The sequence below is a fragment of the Pseudomonas prosekii genome, assembly GCF_900105155.1.
Classification (GTDB): Bacteria; Pseudomonadota; Gammaproteobacteria; order Pseudomonadales; family Pseudomonadaceae; genus Aquipseudomonas; species Aquipseudomonas prosekii.
Window position 1 is genome coordinate 182,278 of record NZ_LT629762.1, and the last position, 20,838, is coordinate 203,115.

At 60.5% G+C, this 20,838-nt stretch carries 17 protein-coding genes; 10 read left to right on the forward strand and 7 right to left on the reverse strand.

Annotated elements, in window-relative coordinates; translation table 11 throughout:
• Positions 1 to 83 precede the first annotated feature (83 nt).
• A complete protein-coding gene (locus BLU01_RS00840) occupies positions 84 to 1,034 on the forward strand; it encodes a DUF1853 family protein (RefSeq protein WP_092281398.1) in 951 nt (316 codons plus the stop codon).
• A gap of 130 nt (positions 1,035 to 1,164) precedes the next feature.
• Here BLU01_RS00840 and BLU01_RS00845 read toward each other — a convergent pair whose 3' ends face one another.
• The gene (locus tag BLU01_RS00845) at positions 1,165 to 2,448 is read right to left on the reverse strand and encodes an arsenic transporter (protein WP_092269518.1); all 1,284 of its coding nucleotides are present in this window, start codon (positions 2,446 to 2,448) and stop codon (positions 1,165 to 1,167) included.
• A gap of 210 nt (positions 2,449 to 2,658) precedes the next feature.
• Positions 2,659 to 3,219 (reverse strand): NADPH-dependent FMN reductase, encoded by a 561-nt coding sequence (locus tag BLU01_RS00850; protein ID WP_092269522.1) that lies wholly within the window; start codon positions 3,217 to 3,219, stop codon positions 2,659 to 2,661.
• Positions 3,220 to 3,395: 176 nt separating this feature from the next.
• Here BLU01_RS00850 and BLU01_RS00855 point away from each other — a divergent pair, with 176 nt between their 5' ends.
• Positions 3,396 to 3,656, forward strand: a complete 261-nt coding sequence (locus BLU01_RS00855; protein ID WP_092269525.1) for a hypothetical protein — start codon at positions 3,396 to 3,398, stop codon at positions 3,654 to 3,656.
• Positions 3,657 to 3,744: 88 nt separating this feature from the next.
• Positions 3,745 to 4,638, forward strand: coding sequence for a LysR substrate-binding domain-containing protein (locus tag BLU01_RS00860; RefSeq protein WP_092269528.1), 894 nt, complete (start codon positions 3,745 to 3,747; stop codon positions 4,636 to 4,638).
• Here the strand turns inward: BLU01_RS00860 and BLU01_RS00865 are convergent.
• The 5 genes from BLU01_RS00865 to BLU01_RS00885 form a co-directional block, all read right to left on the reverse strand.
• Positions 4,604 to 5,218 carry a GNAT family N-acetyltransferase gene (locus BLU01_RS00865; protein WP_092269531.1) on the reverse strand — a complete coding sequence of 205 codons (615 nt, stop codon included), beginning with the start codon at positions 5,216 to 5,218 and terminating at the stop codon, positions 4,604 to 4,606. The genes BLU01_RS00860 and BLU01_RS00865 overlap by 35 nt on opposite strands.
• Before the next feature lie 14 nt (positions 5,219 to 5,232).
• Positions 5,233 to 7,488: an Orn/Lys/Arg family decarboxylase gene (locus tag BLU01_RS00870; RefSeq protein ID WP_092269534.1), complete on the reverse strand. Its 2,256-nt coding sequence runs from the start codon at positions 7,486 to 7,488 to the stop codon at positions 5,233 to 5,235.
• Between the two features lie 989 nt (positions 7,489 to 8,477).
• A complete protein-coding gene (gene dnaQ / locus BLU01_RS00875) occupies positions 8,478 to 9,236 on the reverse strand; it encodes a DNA polymerase III subunit epsilon (RefSeq protein WP_092269536.1) in 759 nt (252 codons plus the stop codon).
• Between the two features lie 187 nt (positions 9,237 to 9,423).
• Positions 9,424 to 9,876: a ribonuclease HI gene (rnhA, locus tag BLU01_RS00880; RefSeq protein WP_054047533.1), complete on the reverse strand. Its 453-nt coding sequence runs from the start codon at positions 9,874 to 9,876 to the stop codon at positions 9,424 to 9,426.
• 113 nt (positions 9,877 to 9,989) lie between these two features.
• Positions 9,990 to 10,748, reverse strand: a complete 759-nt coding sequence (locus BLU01_RS00885; protein ID WP_092269539.1) for a class I SAM-dependent methyltransferase — start codon at positions 10,746 to 10,748, stop codon at positions 9,990 to 9,992.
• 65 nt (positions 10,749 to 10,813) lie between these two features.
• Between BLU01_RS00885 and gloB the strand changes: the two genes are divergently transcribed.
• The 7 genes from gloB (at position 10,814) to BLU01_RS00920 (ending at position 20,835) form a co-directional block, all read left to right on the forward strand.
• Positions 10,814 to 11,581: a hydroxyacylglutathione hydrolase gene (gene gloB / locus BLU01_RS00890; RefSeq protein WP_092281400.1), complete on the forward strand. Its 768-nt coding sequence runs from the start codon at positions 10,814 to 10,816 to the stop codon at positions 11,579 to 11,581.
• A gap of 99 nt (positions 11,582 to 11,680) precedes the next feature.
• Entirely contained in the window at positions 11,681 to 13,144 is a 1,464-nt protein-coding gene (locus tag BLU01_RS00895; protein WP_092269542.1) for a transglycosylase SLT domain-containing protein, read from the forward strand.
• Positions 13,145 to 13,471: 327 nt separating this feature from the next.
• A complete protein-coding gene (locus BLU01_RS00900) occupies positions 13,472 to 15,286 on the forward strand; it encodes an extracellular solute-binding protein (RefSeq protein ID WP_408003136.1) in 1,815 nt (604 codons plus the stop codon).
• The gene (locus BLU01_RS00905) at positions 15,283 to 17,124 is read left to right on the forward strand and encodes an extracellular solute-binding protein (protein WP_092269548.1); all 1,842 of its coding nucleotides are present in this window, start codon (positions 15,283 to 15,285) and stop codon (positions 17,122 to 17,124) included. Before BLU01_RS00900 ends, BLU01_RS00905 begins: the two co-directional genes overlap by 4 nt.
• A gap of 4 nt (positions 17,125 to 17,128) precedes the next feature.
• Entirely contained in the window at positions 17,129 to 18,202 is a 1,074-nt protein-coding gene (locus BLU01_RS00910) for a microcin C ABC transporter permease YejB (RefSeq protein WP_092269551.1), read from the forward strand.
• Position 18,203: 1 nt separating this feature from the next.
• Positions 18,204 to 19,223: an ABC transporter permease gene (locus BLU01_RS00915; protein WP_092269554.1), complete on the forward strand. Its 1,020-nt coding sequence runs from the start codon at positions 18,204 to 18,206 to the stop codon at positions 19,221 to 19,223.
• Position 19,224: 1 nt separating this feature from the next.
• Complete coding sequence (locus tag BLU01_RS00920; RefSeq protein ID WP_092269556.1) at positions 19,225 to 20,835, forward strand: ABC transporter ATP-binding protein; 1,611 nt, start codon at positions 19,225 to 19,227, stop codon at positions 20,833 to 20,835.
• Positions 20,836 to 20,838: the final 3 nt, after the last annotated feature.

A 20,838-nucleotide genomic window follows, 5' to 3' on the forward strand; every position in this document is an offset into this window, starting at 1 on the left:
ACGGTGAAAAAACCCGATTATGGGCGAAAGCCGCCCGTAGACAAAATCCTTTCAGCCGCGATCTGACCGGCTATGCTCGCAAGATGATCCTGTTTCCAGATTTGCTCCAGTTGCCCCACCAGTTGCGCCATCCGGAAGTGCGCGACCTGGCGTGGGTCATCCTCGCCCCGCCAATGCTCGGCGAACCGCCGTGGCCGCAGCGTCATCCGCTGACCGGAAGCGATTGGGTGCAGGCGCCGGACGGCCTCGAACGCTGGTTGCGCCAACTCGATCACGACAGCTACGACTTGTTGCACTGGCTGGCGCAATCACGAACCCGGCGCTTGGGCCTGTATTACGAACGCTTGTGGCAATACGCGGTGCGTCATGCGCCCGGCATCGAATTGATTGCCGCCAACCTGCCGATCCGCCGCGAGGGCCACACCCTCGGCGAGCTGGACATGCTGCTGCGCGACCGCGACGGCGTGCATCACCTGGAACTGGCGATCAAGCTTTATTTGGGTCCGCAAAACGGTGACGGCCATGACACCGCGCAGTGGCTCGGCCCCGGTTGCCATGATCGGCTGGACCGCAAACTGGCGCATTTGAGCCAGCATCAATTGCCGATTTCCGCCCGACCGGAAAGCCGCGAAGTGCTCGCTGCGCTGGATATCCAACAATTCAGCGCGCATTTGTGGCTTGGCGGTTACCTGTTATATCCGTGGCCGGGCCACGCCGCCGCGCCGGTCGGCGCGCACCCGCAGCACTTGCGCGGGAGCTGGTTGCATCAAAAGGATTGGGCGGACTTTGTCGTGCAACGGCCGTTCGGCCGCTGGCAACCCCTGCCCCGCCACGCCTGGCTGGCGCCGGCGCATTACCCGGCGGAGCAGACGTGGCAGCAGGAGCAGTTGGATATGTGGATTGCCGCGCTCGAACCGCTGGCACCGGCGCAGTTGATGGTGCGCCTGGTCGAAAATGCGCAAGGCGAATGGGAGGAAGCGGAGCGGCTGTTTCTGGTGGCGGATCTTTGGCCGAATGTGCCGGGTAATGGCTAAGGAGTTGTGGCGTCTGGTCTGGCCTCTTCGCGGGCAAGCCTCGCTCCTACAGGTTTGGGTCGTTTGGGAATGATATGAACGACACAACTCCTGTAGGAGAGAGGCTTGCCCGCGAATGCCCCAACTCGGTCTAGAAGGACAACCGCAGCGCCAACGCCGCCAATGTCACCAACAACACCGGCACCGTCAGCACAATCCCGACTTTGAAGTAATAACCCCAGCCAATCCGAATGCCTTTGCGCTCCAGCACATGCAGCCACAACAACGTCGCCAGGCTGCCAATCGGAGTGATTTTCGGCCCGAGGTCGCTGCCGATGACGTTGGCGTAAATCATCGCTTCCTTGATCACCCCGCTCGCCTGGCTGGCATCAATCGATAACAGCCCGATCAACACCGTCGGCAGATTGTTCATGATCGACGACAGCAGCGCCGTCAGCACCCCGGTGCCCATCGCCGCGCCCCAGATGCCGTGGCCGGCGAAGTAGTTGAGCCATCCAGCGAGATAATCGGTGAGCCCGGCGTTGCGCAAACCGTAGACCACCAGATACATGCCCAGCGAGAAAATCACGATCTGCCACGGTGCTTCTTTCATCACTTTGCGCGTGGAAATCTTGTGCCCGCGCGCCGCGATCGCCAGCAGCAACGCTGCGCACACCGCAGAAATCGCGCTGATCGGAATGCCCAGCGGTTCCAGGGCGAAACAGCCCACCAGCAGAATCACCAACACGGCCCAACCGGCGTAAAACGTGGCTTTGTCGTGAATCGCTGTGCTCGGGTCTTCCAGTTGTTCGGGGTCGTAGGCTTTGGGAATGTCCTTGCGAAAGAACCACATCAGCATCGCCAACGTGGCGCCGACGCTGACGAAGTTGACCGGGACCATTACCGCCGCGTAGCGGTTGAAGCCGATGTGGAAGAAGTCGGCGGAAACGATGTTCACCAGGTTCGACACCACCAGCGGCAGGCTCGCGGTGTCGGCGATAAACCCGGCGCCCATGACGAATGCCAGGGTCGCGGCCGGCGAGAAACGCAGCGCCAGCAGCATGGAAATCACAATTGGTGTGAGGATCAGCGCTGCGCCGTCATTGGCGAACAATGCCGATACCAATGCGCCGAGCAGCACCATAAAGGCAAACAGCTTGCGCCCACTGCCCTTGCCCCAGCGCGCTACGTGCAACGCCGCCCAGGCAAAAAAACCGGCTTCGTCGAGCAACAGGCTGATGATGATCAGCGCCACAAAGGTGCCGGTGGCGTTCCAGATGATCTGCCACACCAGCGGAATGTCGCTGAGGTGCACCACGCCGAACAGCAGCGCCAGTACCGCGCCGAGCACCGCGCTCCAGCCAACGCCGAGGCCTTTGGGCTGCCAGATCACCAGGGTTATGGTCAACAGGAAAATCAACGACGCAGTGAGCATGCGCAAGCAGCCTTGAACAGACAATCGGAAGGGAGGACATCCTACAGAGTGAATGGCCGAAGCGATAATTCCGTGGTGGCGAACAAATATCCTCAGCAACCACAAACAGTTGTGGGAGCAAAGCTTGCTCGCGATCGCGCTGTATCAGGCAACTTTGATGTTGGCTGTGCGGACGCTATCGCGAGCAAGCTTTGCTCCTACAGGGGCCTGTCAGACCTTTTTGTGTTGTTCGACCCATTGGCCGTAGGCGTTGATGAATTTTTGCAGGAACGGCTTCACCGTTTCCGACAACTTGCCCGCTTCATCGAACGCCGTGCCCGCGCCGCCCAGATACGCTTCCGGTTGCTGCATCAACGGCACATCGAGAAACACCATCGACTGGCGCAGATGATGGTTGGCGCCGAAACCACCGATGGCGCCCGGCGACACGCTGATCACCGCGCCCGGCTTGCCGCTCCAGGCACTCTGGCCGTAAGGGCGCGATCCCACGTCAATCGCATTCTTCAATGGCGCCGGCACCGAACGGTTGTATTCCGGCGTGACGAACAGCACTGCGTCGGATGAGCTCACTTGTTGGCGGAAAGTGCTGTAGGCTGCCGGCGGTGAATCGCCATCGATGTCTTCGTTGTAGAGCGGCAAATCGCCTATTTCGACGATGTTCAGCTTCAGATTGGCCGGCGCCAGATCAGCCAGGGCCAGTGCGACCTTGCGATTGATCGACTCTTTTCTCAAGCTGCCGACCACAACGGCGATCGTATAGACGTTGCTCATGGAAGATTCTCGACTGTGCGATGGAAAGGACGTGTAGTTATAAATGACGATTCAAGCAGCGTGCGAGCGAAAAATGCCGCCGCTGACTATTTTTTTCCAGCAGGAAAACTTACCTCGCTTAACAGCGGTCTACAGAACCGCAAATTGAGTGATTTATCTCCAGAGGTTCTAAGCAGATGGCAGCAGTACTGGTCGGTCAGTTTCATGCGAGAGACGCGGAAGGCCGCGTTTATTCCGTGCATGAGTTCCAGGAATCCACCCCGTCGGCAGACGGTGTTGAAGGCTCAGCGCCTGTCACCACCTACAAACTGGCTATCGGCGATCGCATGAAACAGCTCGACGAAAACCGTTTCCAGTTGGTTCAGTCGGACATTACCTTGACGCGTGAACCGGATACCTACATCGGTAAACTGCCGGAACCTACCGTCGCTTCATAACCCAGCGTTATGAGCAGAAGTCATATGCACGCACTTGAGTTAGGATTCAGCCACTGACTCCCTCACCTGCTGAACATGGACTTCACGCATGCGTTTACGTCATATCGAAGTGATTCAGGCGCTGTTGCAGACCGGTCACCTGGGTACCGCCGCCGAATGGTTGCAGTTGCCGGTGGCCGAGGTCGAAAGCGTCTTGCGCGACGCCGAGGGTCAGTTGGGTTTCATGCTGTTTTCCAGTGTGCGCGGCCGGTTGCAGGCCACGCGCGAGGCGCGGCAACTGCAAGTCGAAATTGCCCACGTCTACCAGGCGCTGGAGCCGGTGCAACGTCTGGCCGACAGCCTCAAGCAATATCTCGCACCACCACTGCGCGTCATCGGCACCCCACCGCTGGCCCAACAATTATTGCCCCACAGCATCGCGGCCCTGCGCCGACGTTTCCCCGATGCGCCGTGCACCCTCCTCAGCCAACCCACCCGCGAGATCGTCCGTAGCCTGTTGCTGCGCGAGAGTGATCTGGGCCTGAGCCTGCACGATCCCGAGCACGCCGACGTCGATTGCCAAGTGATTGCCCAAGGCAAACTGCAATTGCTCGCGCCGCATGGCTGGCTGCAACCCAAACAGAAATATGTGTCAGTGCAGGATCTGGCCGGGCAGTCGATGGTCGGCCTCGACGGCCATGATCCGCTGAGTCCGGCGCTGGAAACCAAATTGCAGGCATTGCGCCCGGCGCTGGTGATCCAGACGCGCGTGCAGACGCATCAAATGATGCGCAGCATGGTCGAGGCTGGCGAAGGCTTGGCCATCGTCGACCCGTTTACCGCGCTCGGCGCCAAGTCGTCCGGGCTCGACGTGTGCCCGTTGGCGCCCGCCGTGCCGATCAGCCTCTATGCCTTGACCCTGAAGAACGCCGAGCCCTCGCCCGCCGTTCAGGCGTTGCTGGCGATCATCACGGAACAAGCCGTGGCGATGTTGTCGAGCTGAGCGGGTTTTCCAGCGGGTTATCAAACAAGCGATACCAGAACAACGCCACCTCGGCGGTGTTTGGATCGATGCCGCGATAGCGCAGATGATCGATGCCGCCAATCACGTAACCGCAGCGCTCATAGAGCCGGCAGGCGCCCAGGTTGTTGTTCTGGGTTTCGAGCATGATGCCCGGCAACTTCTTCTTGCGACTCCAGAATTGCGCGACGTCCAGCAACGCCTTGGCCACGCCGTGGCGCCGCGCCGGAGCGTGCACCGCCAATTCATCGATGTGCGCAAAGCCGTTCCAATTGGTGCTGATGACCAAGTGGCCGACCGGCTCGTCATCCAGATACGCCATGAAAATCGCGCTGTCGGCGGCATCGCGGAAACTGCTGAACTCTTCCGGGTCGATGCCGTAACACTTGCGATAAGGCGTGATCGGCGTCACCGGCCACTGCGCCACCGTGGTATCGATGGCGGCGGCACCGTAAGCGGCGACTTCAAAACTGAAATCGCTGCCCCAGATGTAAGGCGCGAAACCCTCGTCGGCAACGCGTACCGACAGCCCTGGATACTTTGGATTCATGACCGGTTGCATGCTGGGAAAGGTCCTCATTCCTTGATGCAATCGACGGTGTAGTGCCGTCCATTGCCCTCGTCTTCGTGTTGCAATCCGTGCACATCGGCGACAAATCCGGGGAAGCTGCTGTCGAAGGTACGGGCGAATGAAAGGTAATCGATGATCGAGCGGGTCGACTCGGTGAAGCGCTCACCGGGCATGATCAACGGAATGCCCGGCGGGTACGGCACCAGCATCACCGCCGCAATGCGCCCATCCAGCGCATCGATCGAGACCGCCTCGACCTCGCCGCGCACCAGTTGATCATAGGCGTCGGCGGGTTTCATGGCGATTTCCGGGAGCACGGTGTACATGCGTTTGAGGTGTTTGGCCGTGGCGTTGATGCGGTAGCAGGTGTGCAGTTGATCACACAGATCGCGCAGGCCCATGCCTTGATACCGCGTCGGGTTCTCTTGCGCGACACACGGCAGGCACGCGCCGAGGCTGACGTTGGCGTCGTAGCTGCGCTTGAATTCGAGCAGCTCGGTGAGCAGCGTGCTCCATTTGCCTTTGGTGATGCCCATCGAGAACAGCACTAGAAAGGAATACAGGCCAGTCTTCTCGACCACCAACCCGCGTTCCCAGAGGAATTTGCTCACCACCGCCGCCGGAATCCCGCGCTCGCTGAGGGCACCGCCAGCGGTCAGGCCCGGCATGACCAAGGTGACTTTGATTGGATCAAGCAACACGTAATCATCGGTTACGCCGCCAAAACCATGCCAATCGGCGTCGGGTTGCAGCAGCCAGTCTTCAGTGCTGACGCGATTGATGCCTTCCACCGACGGCGGCTGCCAGATCGAAAACCACCAATCGTCCGCCGCAATGTGCTGACGCAGATTGGCCAGCGCCCGGCGGAAACTCAGCGCCTCATCGAACATTTCCTGTAACAGCGAACGCCCGGCCGGGCCTTCCATCATCGCCGACGCGACGTCCAGCGAGGCGATGATGCTGTATTGCGGCGAGGTGGAGATGTGCATCATGAACGCTTCGTTGAAGCGATCGCGGTCCAGTTGCCGCGCGCCGCCGTCCTGCACGTGAATCATCGAGGCCTGACTGAACGCGGCGAGCAATTTGTGCGTGGAATGGGTGGTGAACACCAGCGGGCTGTCTTCGCTGCGCGCAGTGCCCATGCCGTAGCGTCCGGCGAAGAATTCGTGAAACGCCGCGTAGGCATACCAGGCTTCGTCGAAATGCAGGACTTCGACGCTGTTGCCCAGTTGCTGTTTGATCAGCTCGGCGTTGTAGCAGAGGCCGTCGTAGGTCGAGTTGGTTACCACTGCCAGTTTGACTTTAGGCTCGCGGCCCTTGGTCAGCGGGCTGGCGTCGATTTTCGCCTGGATCGATTCGCGGCTGAATTCGCTTAACGGAATCGGGCCGATGATCCCCAGTTCATTGCGCTCGGGGCACAGGTACAGCGGAATGGCGCCAGTCATGATGATCGAGTGCAGTACCGATTTATGGCAGTTGCGGTCGACCAGGACCAGGTCATCGCGAGCGACCATGGAATGCCAGACAATCTTGTTCGCGGTCGAGGTGCCGTTGATCACGAAGAAGGTGTGATCGGCGCCAAAATTGCGCGCGGCCCGCGCCTCAGCCTCGGCCAGCGGGCCCGTGTGATCAAGCAGCGAACCGAGCTCCGGGACTGCCACCGACAAGTCCGAGCGCAGGGTGTTTTCACCGAAAAACTGGTGAAACGCCTGCCCCACCGGGCTCTTGTGATACGCCACGCCACCACCGTGGCCGGGCGTGTGCCAGGAATAGTTGGAATCGGCGGTGTGCTGCACCAGCGCCTTGAAGAATGGCGGGAGCAGACCGTCGAGGTATTTGCGCGCGGCGCGGGCGACTTGGCGGGCGGGGAACGGCACGGTGTCTTCGAACAGGTAAAGGATGCCGCGCAGTTGATTGAGCTCGGCCATCGCATCGGCCGGGGCGTTTTCCAGTGTGACCTGTTCACCGAGCGCGAAGATCGGCAAGTCCGGCGCCCGAACACGCGCCAGACCGATCAATTCGGCCATATTGTGTAACAAATGCGAGTTGGAGCTGGCGTCCTCGGCGGCGATCAACATGCACGAGAGGCCGTGATGGGTCGACGCCACGAGGCGCCCTTCGGCGTAATCCATCGCACTCAAAATGCTGAAGCCTTCCTGCTCCAGCTCCCGCGCGATCCCGCGCACGCGATCGCCGGCAACCGTGTCGGCCTTGATGTCGCGGTGCACGATCAGCACCGGAAATTTCAAATCTTTGTACATGAGGCTCAGTGTCCTGAGGCGGCAGAGCGCAGCCCGCCAATTTCATCAGGGTAGAGGGTTGCGGCGAATGTGGCGAGTGCGGATGCCCTGAAGCGGGTCAGGCGCTGCACCATCATGTGGCCAGCAGTGTTGGGCAAAAATGCTGAATTGGGGATAGTTAGATCCCGTCGTCAATAGTCTTTATCAAAATCCCAATTATGAAGAAGAGTGACATCCCGTGGCGAGGGGGCTCGCCCCCGTTGGGGCGCGAAGCGCCCCCCTGCATTCCAACAGTCACACCGCATGCGCAGGATTGGCGACTGCTGCGCAGCCGAACGGGGGCAAGCCCCCTCGCCACAGGTTAGCGTCAGCCTCAGACCTGGGCTTTGCCTCGGCTAGTTGCTGCCACGATAGTGATCAGAATCCCAAATCTGAAGAAGAGTGACATCCCGTGGCGAGGGGGCTTGCCCCCGTTGGGGCGCGAAGCGGCCCCCTGCATTTCTCCAATCACACCGCATGCGCAGGATTGGCGACTGCTGCGCAGCCGAACGAGGGCAAGCCCCCTCGCCACAGGTTAGCGCTAGCCTCAGATCTGTGCTTTGCCTAGGCGATTTGCTGCCACGATAGTGATCAGAATCCCAAATTTGAGTAAGGGTGACATCCCGTGGCGAGGGGGCTTGCCCCCGTTGGGGCGCGAAGCGACCCCCTGCATTTCCACAGTCACACCGCATGTGCAGGATTGGCAACTGCTGCGCAGCCGAACGGGGGCGAGCCCCCTCGCCACAGGTTAGCGCTAGCCTCAGACCTGGCTTTGCCTCGGCGAGTTGCTGCCAGGATAGTGATCAGAATCCCAAATTTGAGGCGGGTGACATCCCGTGGCGAGGGGGCTTGCCCCCGTTGGGGCGCGAAGCGGCCCCCTGCATTCCAACAGTCACACCGCATGTGCAGGATTGACGACTGCTGCGCAGCCGAACGGGGGCAAGCCCCCTCGCCACAGGTTAGCGCTAGCCTCAGGCCTGGGCTTTTGCTTCGGCGAGTTGCTGCCACAGTGATGGTGCGCCGGCAGACTTGGCGATCGCTTCGAGTCGCGCTACGTGTTGCGCCAGGTCATCTTCGCTGGCCGGAATGATCCGCGTTGGTCGGCGATCCACCGGCAAGCGGCGGATTTCCGTGGCGGAGTTATCTGCGCCGTCGCCCGAGCCGTTGCCGTCCGAAGCATTACCGGCCAGCGACAGGCTGGTCTGGCCGCCGGTCATGGTCAGGTAAACGTCAGCGAGAATCTCGGAGTCGAGCAAGGCGCCGTGCAACTCACGGCCGGAGTTGTCGACGCCGTAACGTTTGCACAAGGCATCGAGGCTGTTGCGCTGACCCGGGTGACGTTCCCGGGCCATCATCAAGGTGTCGAGGATCGAGCAATGCTGGGTGATGTCAGCGCGGTCGTGCTGGCCCATCAGCGCGAATTCGTTGTTGATGAAACCAACGTCGAACGCCGCGTTATGGATGATCAGCTGTGCGCCTTTGATGAATTCGAAAAACTCATCGGCGACTTCATTGAAACGCGGCTTGCCGACCAGGAATTCGTTGGTGATGCCGTGAACGCCGATGGCGCCTTCATCACTCTCGCGGTCCGGTTGCAGGTAAACGTGGAAATGCCGGCCAGTGAGGCGCCGACCGATCAACTCGACACAACCGATTTCGATAATCCGGTGGCCGTCGGTCACCGGCATGCCGGTGGTTTCGGTATCGAGTACAACGGATCTGGTGGCCATCAGTGCTCAGCTCTCAACGGGTCAATCGTGCAAAAGCGGCGATCTTAACATGCTCGCCGCCGGAGCAAAGCGTGCTGGCGACGCAGTCTTCAATGACACCGCGTCAGCGTTCCTCGCGGGCAGGCTCGCTGCTACAAAGGAATGCACTGATCGTTCCCATCCTCTGCGTGGGAACGATCGCCACAGATCAATCCTGCTTGTAACCGCGTACTTCGTCGACGCCGCGGTTGGCCAGTTGGTCAGCGCGTTCGTTGCCATGGTGGCCGATGTGGCCGCGTACCCATTTCCAGGTCACGGTGTGGCGGTTGACCTGCTCGTCGAGCAACTTCCACAGGTCGGCATTCTTCACCGGTTCTTTCGCCGCCGTCTTCCAGCCGCGTTTTTTCCAGTTGGCCATCCATTCGTTGATGCCCTTCATCACGTACTGCGAATCCGTCACCAGCAGCACGTCGCAGGAACGCTTGAGTTCTTCCAGGCCTTTGATCGCGCCCATCAGTTCCATGCGGTTGTTGGTGGTGTTGGCTTCGCCGCCCCACAATTCCTTTTCGACGCCTTTGCACACCAGCAGAGCGCCCCAGCCGCCGGGGCCAGGGTTGCCTTTGCAGGCGCCATCAGTGAACAGTTCTACGCTATCGCTCATGCCAATCTATCCAGAAAAATGCGGGGAAAATGCGCGAAAAATGCGCTGGCTCACCGATCCGCGATCGACGATGCCCGAGGCCGGGATCACCCGGCCGGGAAAATAAAGAAGGTTTACGGCTCGATATTGCGACGATTGACCTTGGCCATCGGCAACGGAATCAGCTTGCCCATCGGCTCACGCCGGGCCTGACGCACCGGCCGCAGCCCAACGGCAATCTTGCGCGCGACCAGTAAATAGAAGCCGCCGCCCGACAGTTGCCAGTCACCGGCCTTGCGCTCCCAGCCTGCCAGACGGGCCTGCCATTTGGGCGACGCAAGCGGCGGACGATAGCACCCGAAGCGGCGTTTCTCCAGCGCGAAGCCCAGCAGGTTCAGCCAGTCGCCGACCCGCGACGGCGAAATGCAGCGGGCTTTGCGCATCGCGTCATTGGCGAACATATGGCGCAGGCCCCAGGTGCTCCAGGGGTTGATGCCGACGATCACCAGATGCCCGCCGGGCCGCACGCTGCTGGCCGCTTCACGCAGCAAACCGTGGGGCGACAGGCAAAAATCCAGCCCATGCTGCAACACCACGACGTCGGCGGCGTGCTCGCTCAGCGGCCACGCCTGCTCTTCGCAGACAATCTCGACGCCGGGCAACGGCGCACCGAGGCGCACATTGCGCTGCACTTGCGGCGCTGCCGGCGGGGTTTCCGCCGATGGACCGTAGTGCACAAGATAGCCGCCGAAGAACCGGCCCAGCTCTTCGTCGAGCATGCGTCGTTCTTCGTCCAGCAGAAATTGCCCGATCGGGCCGGCCAGCCATTCACGGGCGGCGCTGATCAATGCCAGCCACTCAGGATCGGCCTGAGCGAACGCTTTATCGGTCATTGCATTCTCCAAAGCGCCAGGAAGTTCTAAGATGCGCCAATGTTTTCCGCTTGGCGAATCCGACGATGATACAGATCAGTGCCCTGCCCGCCTTCACCGACAACTACATCTGGTTGTTACAGGACCACCGTACCCAGCGCTGCGCCGTGGTCGATCCGGGCGATGCCGCGCCGGTACAAGCCTGGCTCGCGGCGCATCCGGGCTGGGTGCTCAGCGATATTCTGATCACTCACCATCATCATGACCATGTCGGCGGCGTCCAGCAGCTGAAAAATGCGACCGACGCAAAAGTCTACGGCCCGGCCAGCGAGAATATCCCGGCGCGCGACGTTGCGCTCAAGGACAACGACCGCATCAATGTGCTCGATTGGGAATTCGAGGTGTACGCCGTGCCCGGCCACACCCTCGGCCACATCGCGTTTTATCACCACGGCCTGCTGTTTTGCGGCGACACCCTGTTTGCCGCCGGTTGCGGCCGCCTGTTCGAAGGCACGCCGCAGCAGATGCACACCTCGCTGACACGTCTGGCGGCGTTGCCCGAAGATACGCTGGTGTATTGCACCCACGAGTACACCTTGAGCAATTTGAAGTTTGCCGTCGCCGTCGAACCGGGCAACCCGGACACCGCCGAACGGCTGGCAAAAGTCAGCGCTCAACGCGAGGCGGGGATCATGACGCTGCCCTCGACTTTGGCCCTGGAAAAGCTCACCAATCCGTTTTTGCGGGTCGACGAAACATCCGTTAAAGAAAAAGTGGACGAACGGAATGGAACCCTGCACGAGGGTCCCACTGCGGTTTTTGCTGCCTTGCGCGCTTGGAAAGACAAGTTCTAAGCGGGCTCCCGGCGGGTCCGATAAATCTGAATGGTTGACCGCAAGGGGTGCGCTTTCTAGAATCGCCCGACATTTTTGCCCGGAACTTACTTCCAGCCAATGTCGTCATCTATTCGTAAAGCCATCAATTCAGACGCATTGACCCGCCTGGCTCAAGCCATCGCGGTGGCTGTGTCCGCCACTCTGGCGGGCTGTTCAAGCCATGTCCCGCAAACCGAAATCACCCATACACCCAACGTTGCCGCTCGCGCCAAACAGAAGCCGATCTGGATCAACGAGAAGCCCACACCACAAATTCCACAGGACGTCTGGGAGCGCATGCGCCAAGGCTTCCAGTTGCAGGACAGCGTCAGCGTCAACCCGCGCATCGAGCAACAGCGCCTGTGGTTCGCCAGCAACCCGTCCTTCCTCGAAAATGCCGGCGAACGCGGCAGCCTCTACATTCACTACATCGTCGAGCGCCTCGAAGAACGCAACATGCCGCTGGAACTGGCGCTGCTGCCAGTGATTGAAAGCGCCTACAACCCGATGGCTTACTCGCGCGCCGACGCAGTGGGCTTGTGGCAGTTCATTCCGTCCACCGGGCGTTATTTCAATCTGCGGCAAACCCGTTTCTATGATGGCCGTCGCGATATCACCGCTTCAACCACGGCGGCGATGGATTACCTGACCCGCCTGCACGACATGTTCAACGGTGACTGGCTGCTGGCCCTCGCCTCGTATAACGCGGGCGAAGGCACGGTCAGCCGCGCCATCGAGCGCAACGAGAAGCTCGGCCTGCCGACCGACTACTGGAACCTGCCACTGCCGGCCGAAACCCAGGCCTATGTGCCGAAGTTGCTGGCGCTGTCGCAAGTGGTGCTGGCGCCGGAAGCCTACGGGGTCAACCTCAACCCGATCGCCAACGAACCGTATTTCCAAGTCGTCGAAATCAACCAGCGCATGGACCTGTCCAAGGTTGCGGCGGTCGCCAACATCGACGAAGACGAGCTGTTCCAGCTCAACCCGGCCTTCAAGCAGCGCACCACCATCGACGGCCCCCAGCATTTGCTGGTGCCGACGTCCAAGGCGCAACTGCTCACGGCCAGCCTGTCGACCATGCGCCCGGACGAGCTGATCAGTCAGCGTTCGCTCAAGCCTGTGTTCGAAGGCGCTGACAGTGCGGAAATCGCCCAGCTCAAACGCGCTTACCGGGTCAAACGTGGCGATAACCTCGGCACCATCGCCAAGGCCAACAAGGTCGATGTGCGGGATTTGCAGCGCTGGAACAAGTTGACCGGGAAAAACCTCAAGGTTGGCCAGACCCTGGTCATGCAGGACAAAACCCCGGCCAAGCGCAGTGGTCGCGTCAACACCGTTATCGCCGCGAACAGCAAAACCAAAGCCTCCTCCAAAACCACCAGCAAATCGCAGCAGACCCAGTACAAGGTCAAGCAAGGCGATTCGCTGTATATGGTTGCCAAACGTTTCAACGTTGAAATGCAACACCTCAAGCGCTGGAATCCGCGCGTTGGCCAGGCGCTGAAGCCAGGCCAGATGCTGACGGTGTCGTCGCCACGCTAATAAAGAGCCCCTGAATTCAGGGGCTTTTTTTTACCCAGAATCCGCATCCCCTGTAGCAGCTGCCGAGCCCCGCGAGGCTGCGTCCGGCTGCGCAGCAGTCGTAAAACCTGAGTGCCAGATATTCCTGATACACCGCGTCATCTCAATTCACGACTGCTTCGCAGCCGAACGCAGCCTCGCAGGCTCGGCAGCTGCTACAGGCCGTCTATCCCTGCAATTAACCACGCATTAAGCCCCTGTCTTTTTCCTGTCGATACAAGCTGTTACTGTACTGGCCACAAAGCCCCAGCCGCCTGGATCTGATTTGACTTGAAGCGTCCCCTCCTCCTGCTCCTGATCAGCCTGGCATTGAGCCCCTGTGCGCACGCGACGATCAGCGAAAGCCATGGTTATGCGCAGTTCGGCACGCTCAAGTACCCGGCCAGATTTACCCACTTCGACTGGGTCAACCCGCAAGCGCCCAAGGGCGGTACGTTGCGGGTGATGGCGTTTGGCACCTTCGATACGCTCAACCCATACACCTTCAAGGGCTCCAGCCCGGTTTCCACACCCAACTTCCTCCAGTACGGCATCAACGAACTCAACGAACCGTTGATGGTCGGCACCGGCCAGTACGCGCCGTCCGGCGATGAGCCGACGTCCAGCTATGGCCTGATCGCGCAATCGGTGGAATACAGCGAGGATCGCAGCTGGGTAGTGTTCAACCTGCGGCCCGAAGCGCGCTTCCACGATGGCACGCCGATCACCGCTTACGACGTGGCGTTTTCCTACCGTCTGCTGCTCAAGGAAGGCCATCCGCAGTACCGCACCAACCTTCAGGAAGTGCTGCGGGTCGACATCCTTAATCCACGGCGGATTCGCTTCGTGTTCAAACGCGCCGGCAATCCGCTGCTGATCCTGCGCCTCGGCGAGTTGCCGGTGCTGCCGCAGCACTACTGGAAAAACCGCGACTTCAAAGCCACCACGTTCGAGCCGCCGCTGGGCAGCGGGCCGTATCGCATCACCGCGGTGCAACCGGGGCGGCAAGTGGTGTTCGAGCGGGTCAAGGATTACTGGGGCAAAGACCTGGCGGTCAATCGCGGCAAGTACAACGTCGACCGCATGCAAGTCGAGTTCTACCGCGACAGCGATGTGGCGTTCGAAGCCTTCAAGGCTGGCGAGTTCGACATCTACATCGAGCATCAGGCGAAAAACTGGGCCAACGGCTACAACTTCCCGGCCGTGCGCCGTGGCGATGTGATCAAGGCGCAAATCGCGCATCAGATCCCGACCCAGAGCCAAGGCCTGTTCATGAACACCCGGCGCCCGACGTTCGCCGAGACCAAAGTCCGCGAAGCGCTGGGGCTGATGTTTGACTTTGAATGGACCAACCGCACGCTGTTCAGCGGCGCTTACAAACGGGCGATGAGTTACTACCCCAACAGCGAGTTCTCCGCCAGCGGCCTGCCGGTCGGGCACGAATGGCTGATGCTCAAGCCGTACCGCGAGCAATTGCCGGCCAAGCTGTTCACCGAACCATTCAGCCTGTCGCAGACGGACGGGCGCGGCATCCCGCGAGAAACCATGCGCAAGGCCTTGGCCCTGCTCGGTGAAGCCGGTTGGAAGCTCAACGGCCAGCGCGTGCAGAACGCCGCCGGGCGTCCGTTACGGTTCGAGATTCTGCTGGTCAATCCGAACCTCGAACGCATCCTCCAGCCTTACGTCGAGAACCTGGCGAGCATCGGCATCGACGCGCGGCTGCGCACGGTTGATCGCGCGCAATACAAACAGCGCCTCGACCAGTTCGATTTCGACATGATCCTGCTCACGCTCAACCAGACCCTCAGCCCGGGCCTGGAACAGTGGCAGTATTTCCATTCCAGTCAGGTCGGGGTCAAGGGCAGCAAAAACTACGCAGGCATCGCCAACCCGGTGGTCGATCACCTGCTCGAACAATTGCTCGCCGCGCAAACTCGCGACGAACAGGTCGCCGCCGGCAAAGCGCTCGACCGCGTACTGCTGTGGCAGCACTACAGCATTCCCAACTGGTACCTCAATTATCATCGCCTGGCCTACCGCAATCGGCTGGCTTTCGTCACCACGCCGCCCTACACCCTGGGCCTGTCCGCGTGGTGGCTGAAATCTTCGGAGAAAGATCAATGAAACCCGTACGCGCCCTGCTCTTGCAGGCCAGCGGTCTGTTGTTCGCCGGGCTGGCCTGCGCCGCCCCGCAACATGCCCTGACCCTGTACAACGAGCCGCCGAAATACCCGGCCAACTTCAAGCACTTCGACTTCGTCAACCCGGACGCGCCCAAGGGCGGGATCTTCCGTCAGGCCGGCCTCGGCGGTTTCGACAGCCTCAACCCGTTCATCAGCAAAGGCGTGCCGGCCAGCGACATCGACCTGATCTACGACACCCTGACCCGCCACAGCCTCGACGAACCGTTCACCGAATACGGGCTGATCGCAGGCAAAATCGAGAAAGACCCGGACAACAGCTGGGTGCGTTTTTACCTGCGCCCCGAAGCACGGTTCAACGACGGCCATCCGGTGCGCGCCGAAGACGTCGTGTTCAGTTTCCAGACCCTAGTCAAGGACGGCGCGCCGCTGTATCGCGGCTACTACAACGACGTCGCCGACGTGGTCGCAGAAGACCCGCTGACCGTGGTGTTCAAGTTCAAGCACAGCAACAACCGCGAACTGCCGCTGATCCTCGGCCAGATCCCGGTGCTGCCGAAACACTGGTGGGCGACGCGCGACTTCAACAAGGGCAACCTCGAAATGCCGCTCGGCAGCGGCCCGTACAAGGTCAGCGAAGTGAAGGCCGGACGTTCGGTGCGCTACGAGCGGGTCAAGGATTACTGGGGCAAAGACCTGCCGGTCAATCGCGGTTTCTATAACTTTGACGTGATGACCACGGACTATTACCGCGACAACACCGTGGCCCTGGAAGCGCTCAAGGCCGGGCAGTTCGATTACTGGCTGGAGATGACCGCGAAGAACTGGGCCAACGCCTACAACATTCCGGCGGTGACCGAGGGCCGGTTGATCAAGGAACAGATCCCCAACGGCAACCCGACCGGCATGCAGGGCTTCGTCTTCAACCTGCGCCGCGCGGCGTTCCAGGACGTGCGCGTGCGTCAGGCACTGACACTGCTGCTGGATTTCGAGTGGACCAACAAGCAACTGTTCAACGGCGCCTACGCACGTACGCGCAGTTACTTCGAGAATTCGGAAATGGCCGCTACCGGCCTGCCGGATGCCGATCAATTGGCGATCCTCGATCCGTTTCGCGGCAAGATCCCCGAGCAAGTGTTCAGCGAAGCGTTCCAGAACCCGATGACCGACGCCAGCGGCATGATTCGCAACCAGCAACGCAAGGCCTATCAATTGCTGCAAGAGGCTGGCTGGCGCATCGTCGACGACAAAATGGTCGACACCCACGGCAAACCGGTGACCATCGAATTCCTGTTGGCGCAGACCGATTTTGAACGGGTGCTGCTGCCGTTCAAGCGCAACCTCAGCGACCTCGGCATCGACATGGTGATTCGCCGCGTTGACGTTTCGCAGTACATCAACCGCGTGCGCTCGCGCGACTTCGACATGATCGTCGGCAGTTTTCCGCAGTCCAGCTCGCCGGGCAACGAGCAGCGCGAATTCTGGATGTCCGCCGCCGCAGACAAACCCGGCAGCCGCAATACCATGGGTTTGAAAGACCCGGCGGTTGACCAGTTGGTCGAACAACTGATCAACGCCGATTCACGCAAAAGCCTGGTGGCCCACGCCCGCGCGCTCGACCGCGTGCTGCAATGGGGTTACTACGTGATCCCCAACTGGCACATCAAGACCTGGCGCGTGGCTTACTGGAACCACATCGGTCACCCCACAACCTCGCCCAAGTACGACGTCGGCATCAACACCTGGTGGATCAAGCCTGACGCGGCGCCGGCGGTAGAAGTCGAATCGAAACTGCAAGCCGACCCTGCGGGCACGGAGTAATCAGATGCTGGCGTATATTTTTCGGCGACTGCTGCTGATCATCCCGACCTTGTTCGGCATCTTGCTGATCAACTTCGTGATCATCCAGGCCGCCCCCGGTGGCCCGGTGGAACAGATGATCGCCAAGCTCGAAGGCTTCGACGGCGCCACCAGCCGCATTGCTGGCGGCGGCGCAGAAGTGTCGGTGGCCGGTTCCTCCTATCGCGGTGGCCAGGGCCTCGACCCGGCGCTGGTCAAGGAAATCGAGCACATGTACGGCTTCGACAAATCGGCGCCGGAACGCTTGTGGATCATGATCAAGAACTACGCGACCCTGGATTTCGGCGACAGCTTCTTCCGCGATGCCAAGGTTATCGACCTGATCAAGGAAAAGATGCCGGTGTCGATCTCGCTCGGGCTCTGGAGCACGCTGATCATGTACCTGGTGTCGATCCCGCTGGGGATCGCCAAAGCCACGCGCCACGGCAGCCATTTCGATGTCTGGACCAGTTCGCTGATCATCGTCGGCTACGCGATCCCGGCGTTCCTCTTCGCGATTCTGCTGATCGTGTTGTTCGCCGGCGGCAGTTATTTCGACTGGTTCCCGTTACGCGGCTTGACCTCGAACAACTTCGCCGAGCTGAGCATGGGCGGCAAAGTCCTCGACTACTTCTGGCACCTAGCATTGCCGGTGACCGCGCTGGTGATCGGCAACTTCGCGACCATGACCCTGCTGACGAAAAACAGCTTTCTCGATGAAATCAACAAACAGTATGTGGTCACCGCCAAAGCCAAGGGCCTGACCCATCACAAAGTGCTGTACGGCCACGTGTTCCGCAACGCCATGCTGTTGGTGATTGCCGGTTTTCCTTCGGCGTTTATCGGGATTTTCTTTACCGGTTCGCTGCTGGTCGAAGTGATTTTCTCCCTCGATGGCCTGGGCCTGATGAGTTTTGAAGCGGCGATCAACCGCGATTACCCGGTGGTGTTCGGCACGCTGTTTATCTTCACGCTACTGGGGCTGGTGGTGAAACTGATCGGCGACCTCACCTACACCCTGGTCGATCCGCGTATCGACTTCGAACACCGGGAGCATTGAGATGAACCTGTCCCCGCTCAATCGCCGACGTTTCGAACTGTTCAAGGCCAACAAGCGCGGCTGGTGGTCGCTGTGGCTGTTTCTGATCCTGTTTGGCGCCAGCCTCGGCGCCGAGTTGATCGCCAACGACAAACCGCTGGTGGTGCATTACGACGACGGCTGGTATTTCCCGGCGCTCAAGCGCTACCCGGAAACCACCTTCGGCGGCGAATTTCCGCTCGAGGCCAATTACAAGAGCCCGTACATCCGCGAACTGCTCAAAGCCAAAGACGCGTGGGTGTTGTGGGCGCCGATTCCCTACAGCTATCAGAGCATCAACTACGACCTGAAAGTCCCGGCCCCGGCGCCGCCCTCGGCAGATAACCTGCTGGGCACCGACGATCAGGGCCGTGACGTGTTGGCGCGGGTGATTTATGGCTTCCGTGTGTCGGTGCTGTTTGCGCTGACGCTGACCATTCTCAGCTCGATCATCGGTGTGATTGCCGGCGCGTTGCAGGGCTTTTACGGCGGTTGGGTCGATCTCGCCGGGCAGCGCTTCCTCGAGATCTGGTCGGGGCTGCCGGTGTTGTATCTGCTGATCATTCTTGCCAGTTTCGTCCAGCCGAACTTCTGGTGGCTGCTGGGGATCATGCTGTTGTTCTCGTGGATGAGCCTGGTGGACGTGGTCCGCGCCGAGTTCCTGCGCGGGCGCAACCTCGAATACGTGCGCGCCGCCCGGGCGCTGGGCATGCAGAATGGCGCGATCATGTTCCGCCACATCCTGCCCAACGCGATGGTCTCGACCATGACCTTCATGCCGTTCATCCTCACCGGCGCCATCGGCACGCTGACCGCGCTGGATTTCCTCGGTTTCGGTTTGCCGGCCGGCAGCCCGTCGCTGGGTGAACTGGTGGCCCAGGGCAAATCCAATCTGCAAGCGCCCTGGCTGGGCATGAGCGCGTTTGCGGTGCTCGCGCTGATGTTGAGTTTGCTGGTGTTTATCGGCGAGTCCGCTCGCGATGCCTTCGACCCGAGGAAGTGAAATGAATCAGGACAATCTGATCGAAGTGCGCGACCTCGCCGTCGAATTCGTCGTCGGCGAGCGCGTGCAGCGAGTGGTCGAAGGCGTCAGTTTCGATATCAAACGCGGCGAAACCCTGGCCCTGGTCGGCGAAAGCGGCTCCGGCAAATCGGTGACCGCGCACTCGATCCTGCGCCTGCTGCCCTACCCGCTCGCGCGCCATCCGTCCGGCACCATCGAATACGCCGGGCAGGATTTGCTGAGCCTGAAAGAGAAAACCATCCGGCATATTCGCGGCAACCGCATTGCGATGATTTTCCAGGAGCCGATGACTTCGCTGAATCCGCTGCACTCGATCGAGAAGCAGATCAACGAGGTGCTCGGCATTCACAAGGGTTTAACCGGCAAAGTGGCGACCCGGCGCACGCTGGAGCTGCTGGAGATGGTCGGCATTCCCGAGCCACACAAGCGCCTCAAGGCATTGCCGCATGAATTGTCCGGCGGCCAACGGCAGCGGGTGATGATCGCCATGGCCCTGGCCAACGAACCGGAATTGCTGATTGCCGACGAGCCGACCACCGCGCTGGACGTGACCGTTCAGCTGAAAATCCTCGAATTGCTCAAGGAATTGCAGTCGCGCCTGGGCATGGCGTTGTTACTGATCAGTCACGATTTGAACCTTGTACGAAGAATTGCGCATCGCGTATGTGTCATGCAGCGCGGTTGCATCGTCGAACAGGCATCGTGCGCAGAGTTGTTCCGCGCGCCGCAGCATCCGTACACTCGGGAACTGCTGGCAGCGGAGCCCAGCGGCAAGCCGGCGACCAATGAAATCGGCCCGCCGTTGCTGCAGGTCGAGGACCTGAAGGTGTGGTTTCCGATCAAGAAAGGCTTCCTGAAAACCACGGTTGATCACATCAAAGCGGTGGACGGGATCAATTTCAGCCTGCCGCAGGGTCAGACGTTGGGGATTGTCGGGGAAAGCGGTTCCGGCAAATCGACGCTCGGTTTGGCGATTTTGCGTTTGATCGGCAGCAAGGGCGGCATCCGTTTTGAGGGCAAGCAGCTAGACTGCCTGACGCAGAATGAGATTCGGCCGTTGCGCCGGGAGATGCAGGTGGTCTTCCAGGACCCGTTCGGCAGCCTGAGCCCGCGCATGTGCGTGAGCCAGATCGTCGGCGAAGGCCTGCGGATTCACAAGATGGGCACCGAGGCGGAACAGGAACAAGCGATTATTGCGGCATTGAAGGAGGTAGGTCTGGACCCGGAAACCCGGAACCGCTACCCCCACGAATTTTCCGGCGGGCAGCGGCAGAGAATCGCCATTGCCCGGGCATTAGTGCTAAAACCGGCGTTGATCCTGCTCGACGAGCCGACTTCGGCCCTCGACCGCACGGTACAACGCCAAGTGGTGGAGCTTTTGCGTTCACTGCAAACCAAGTACAACCTGACGTATCTGTTTATCAGCCATGACCTGGCTGTCGTCAAGGCGCTGAGCCACCAGCTGATGGTGGTCAAGCATGGCCAAGTGGTCGAACAGGGTGACGCGCAAAGTATCTTTGCCGCCCCCCAACATCCGTATACACAGCAGTTGCTGGAAGCCGCTTTCCTGGCACCAGCCACTGCGCAATAACCT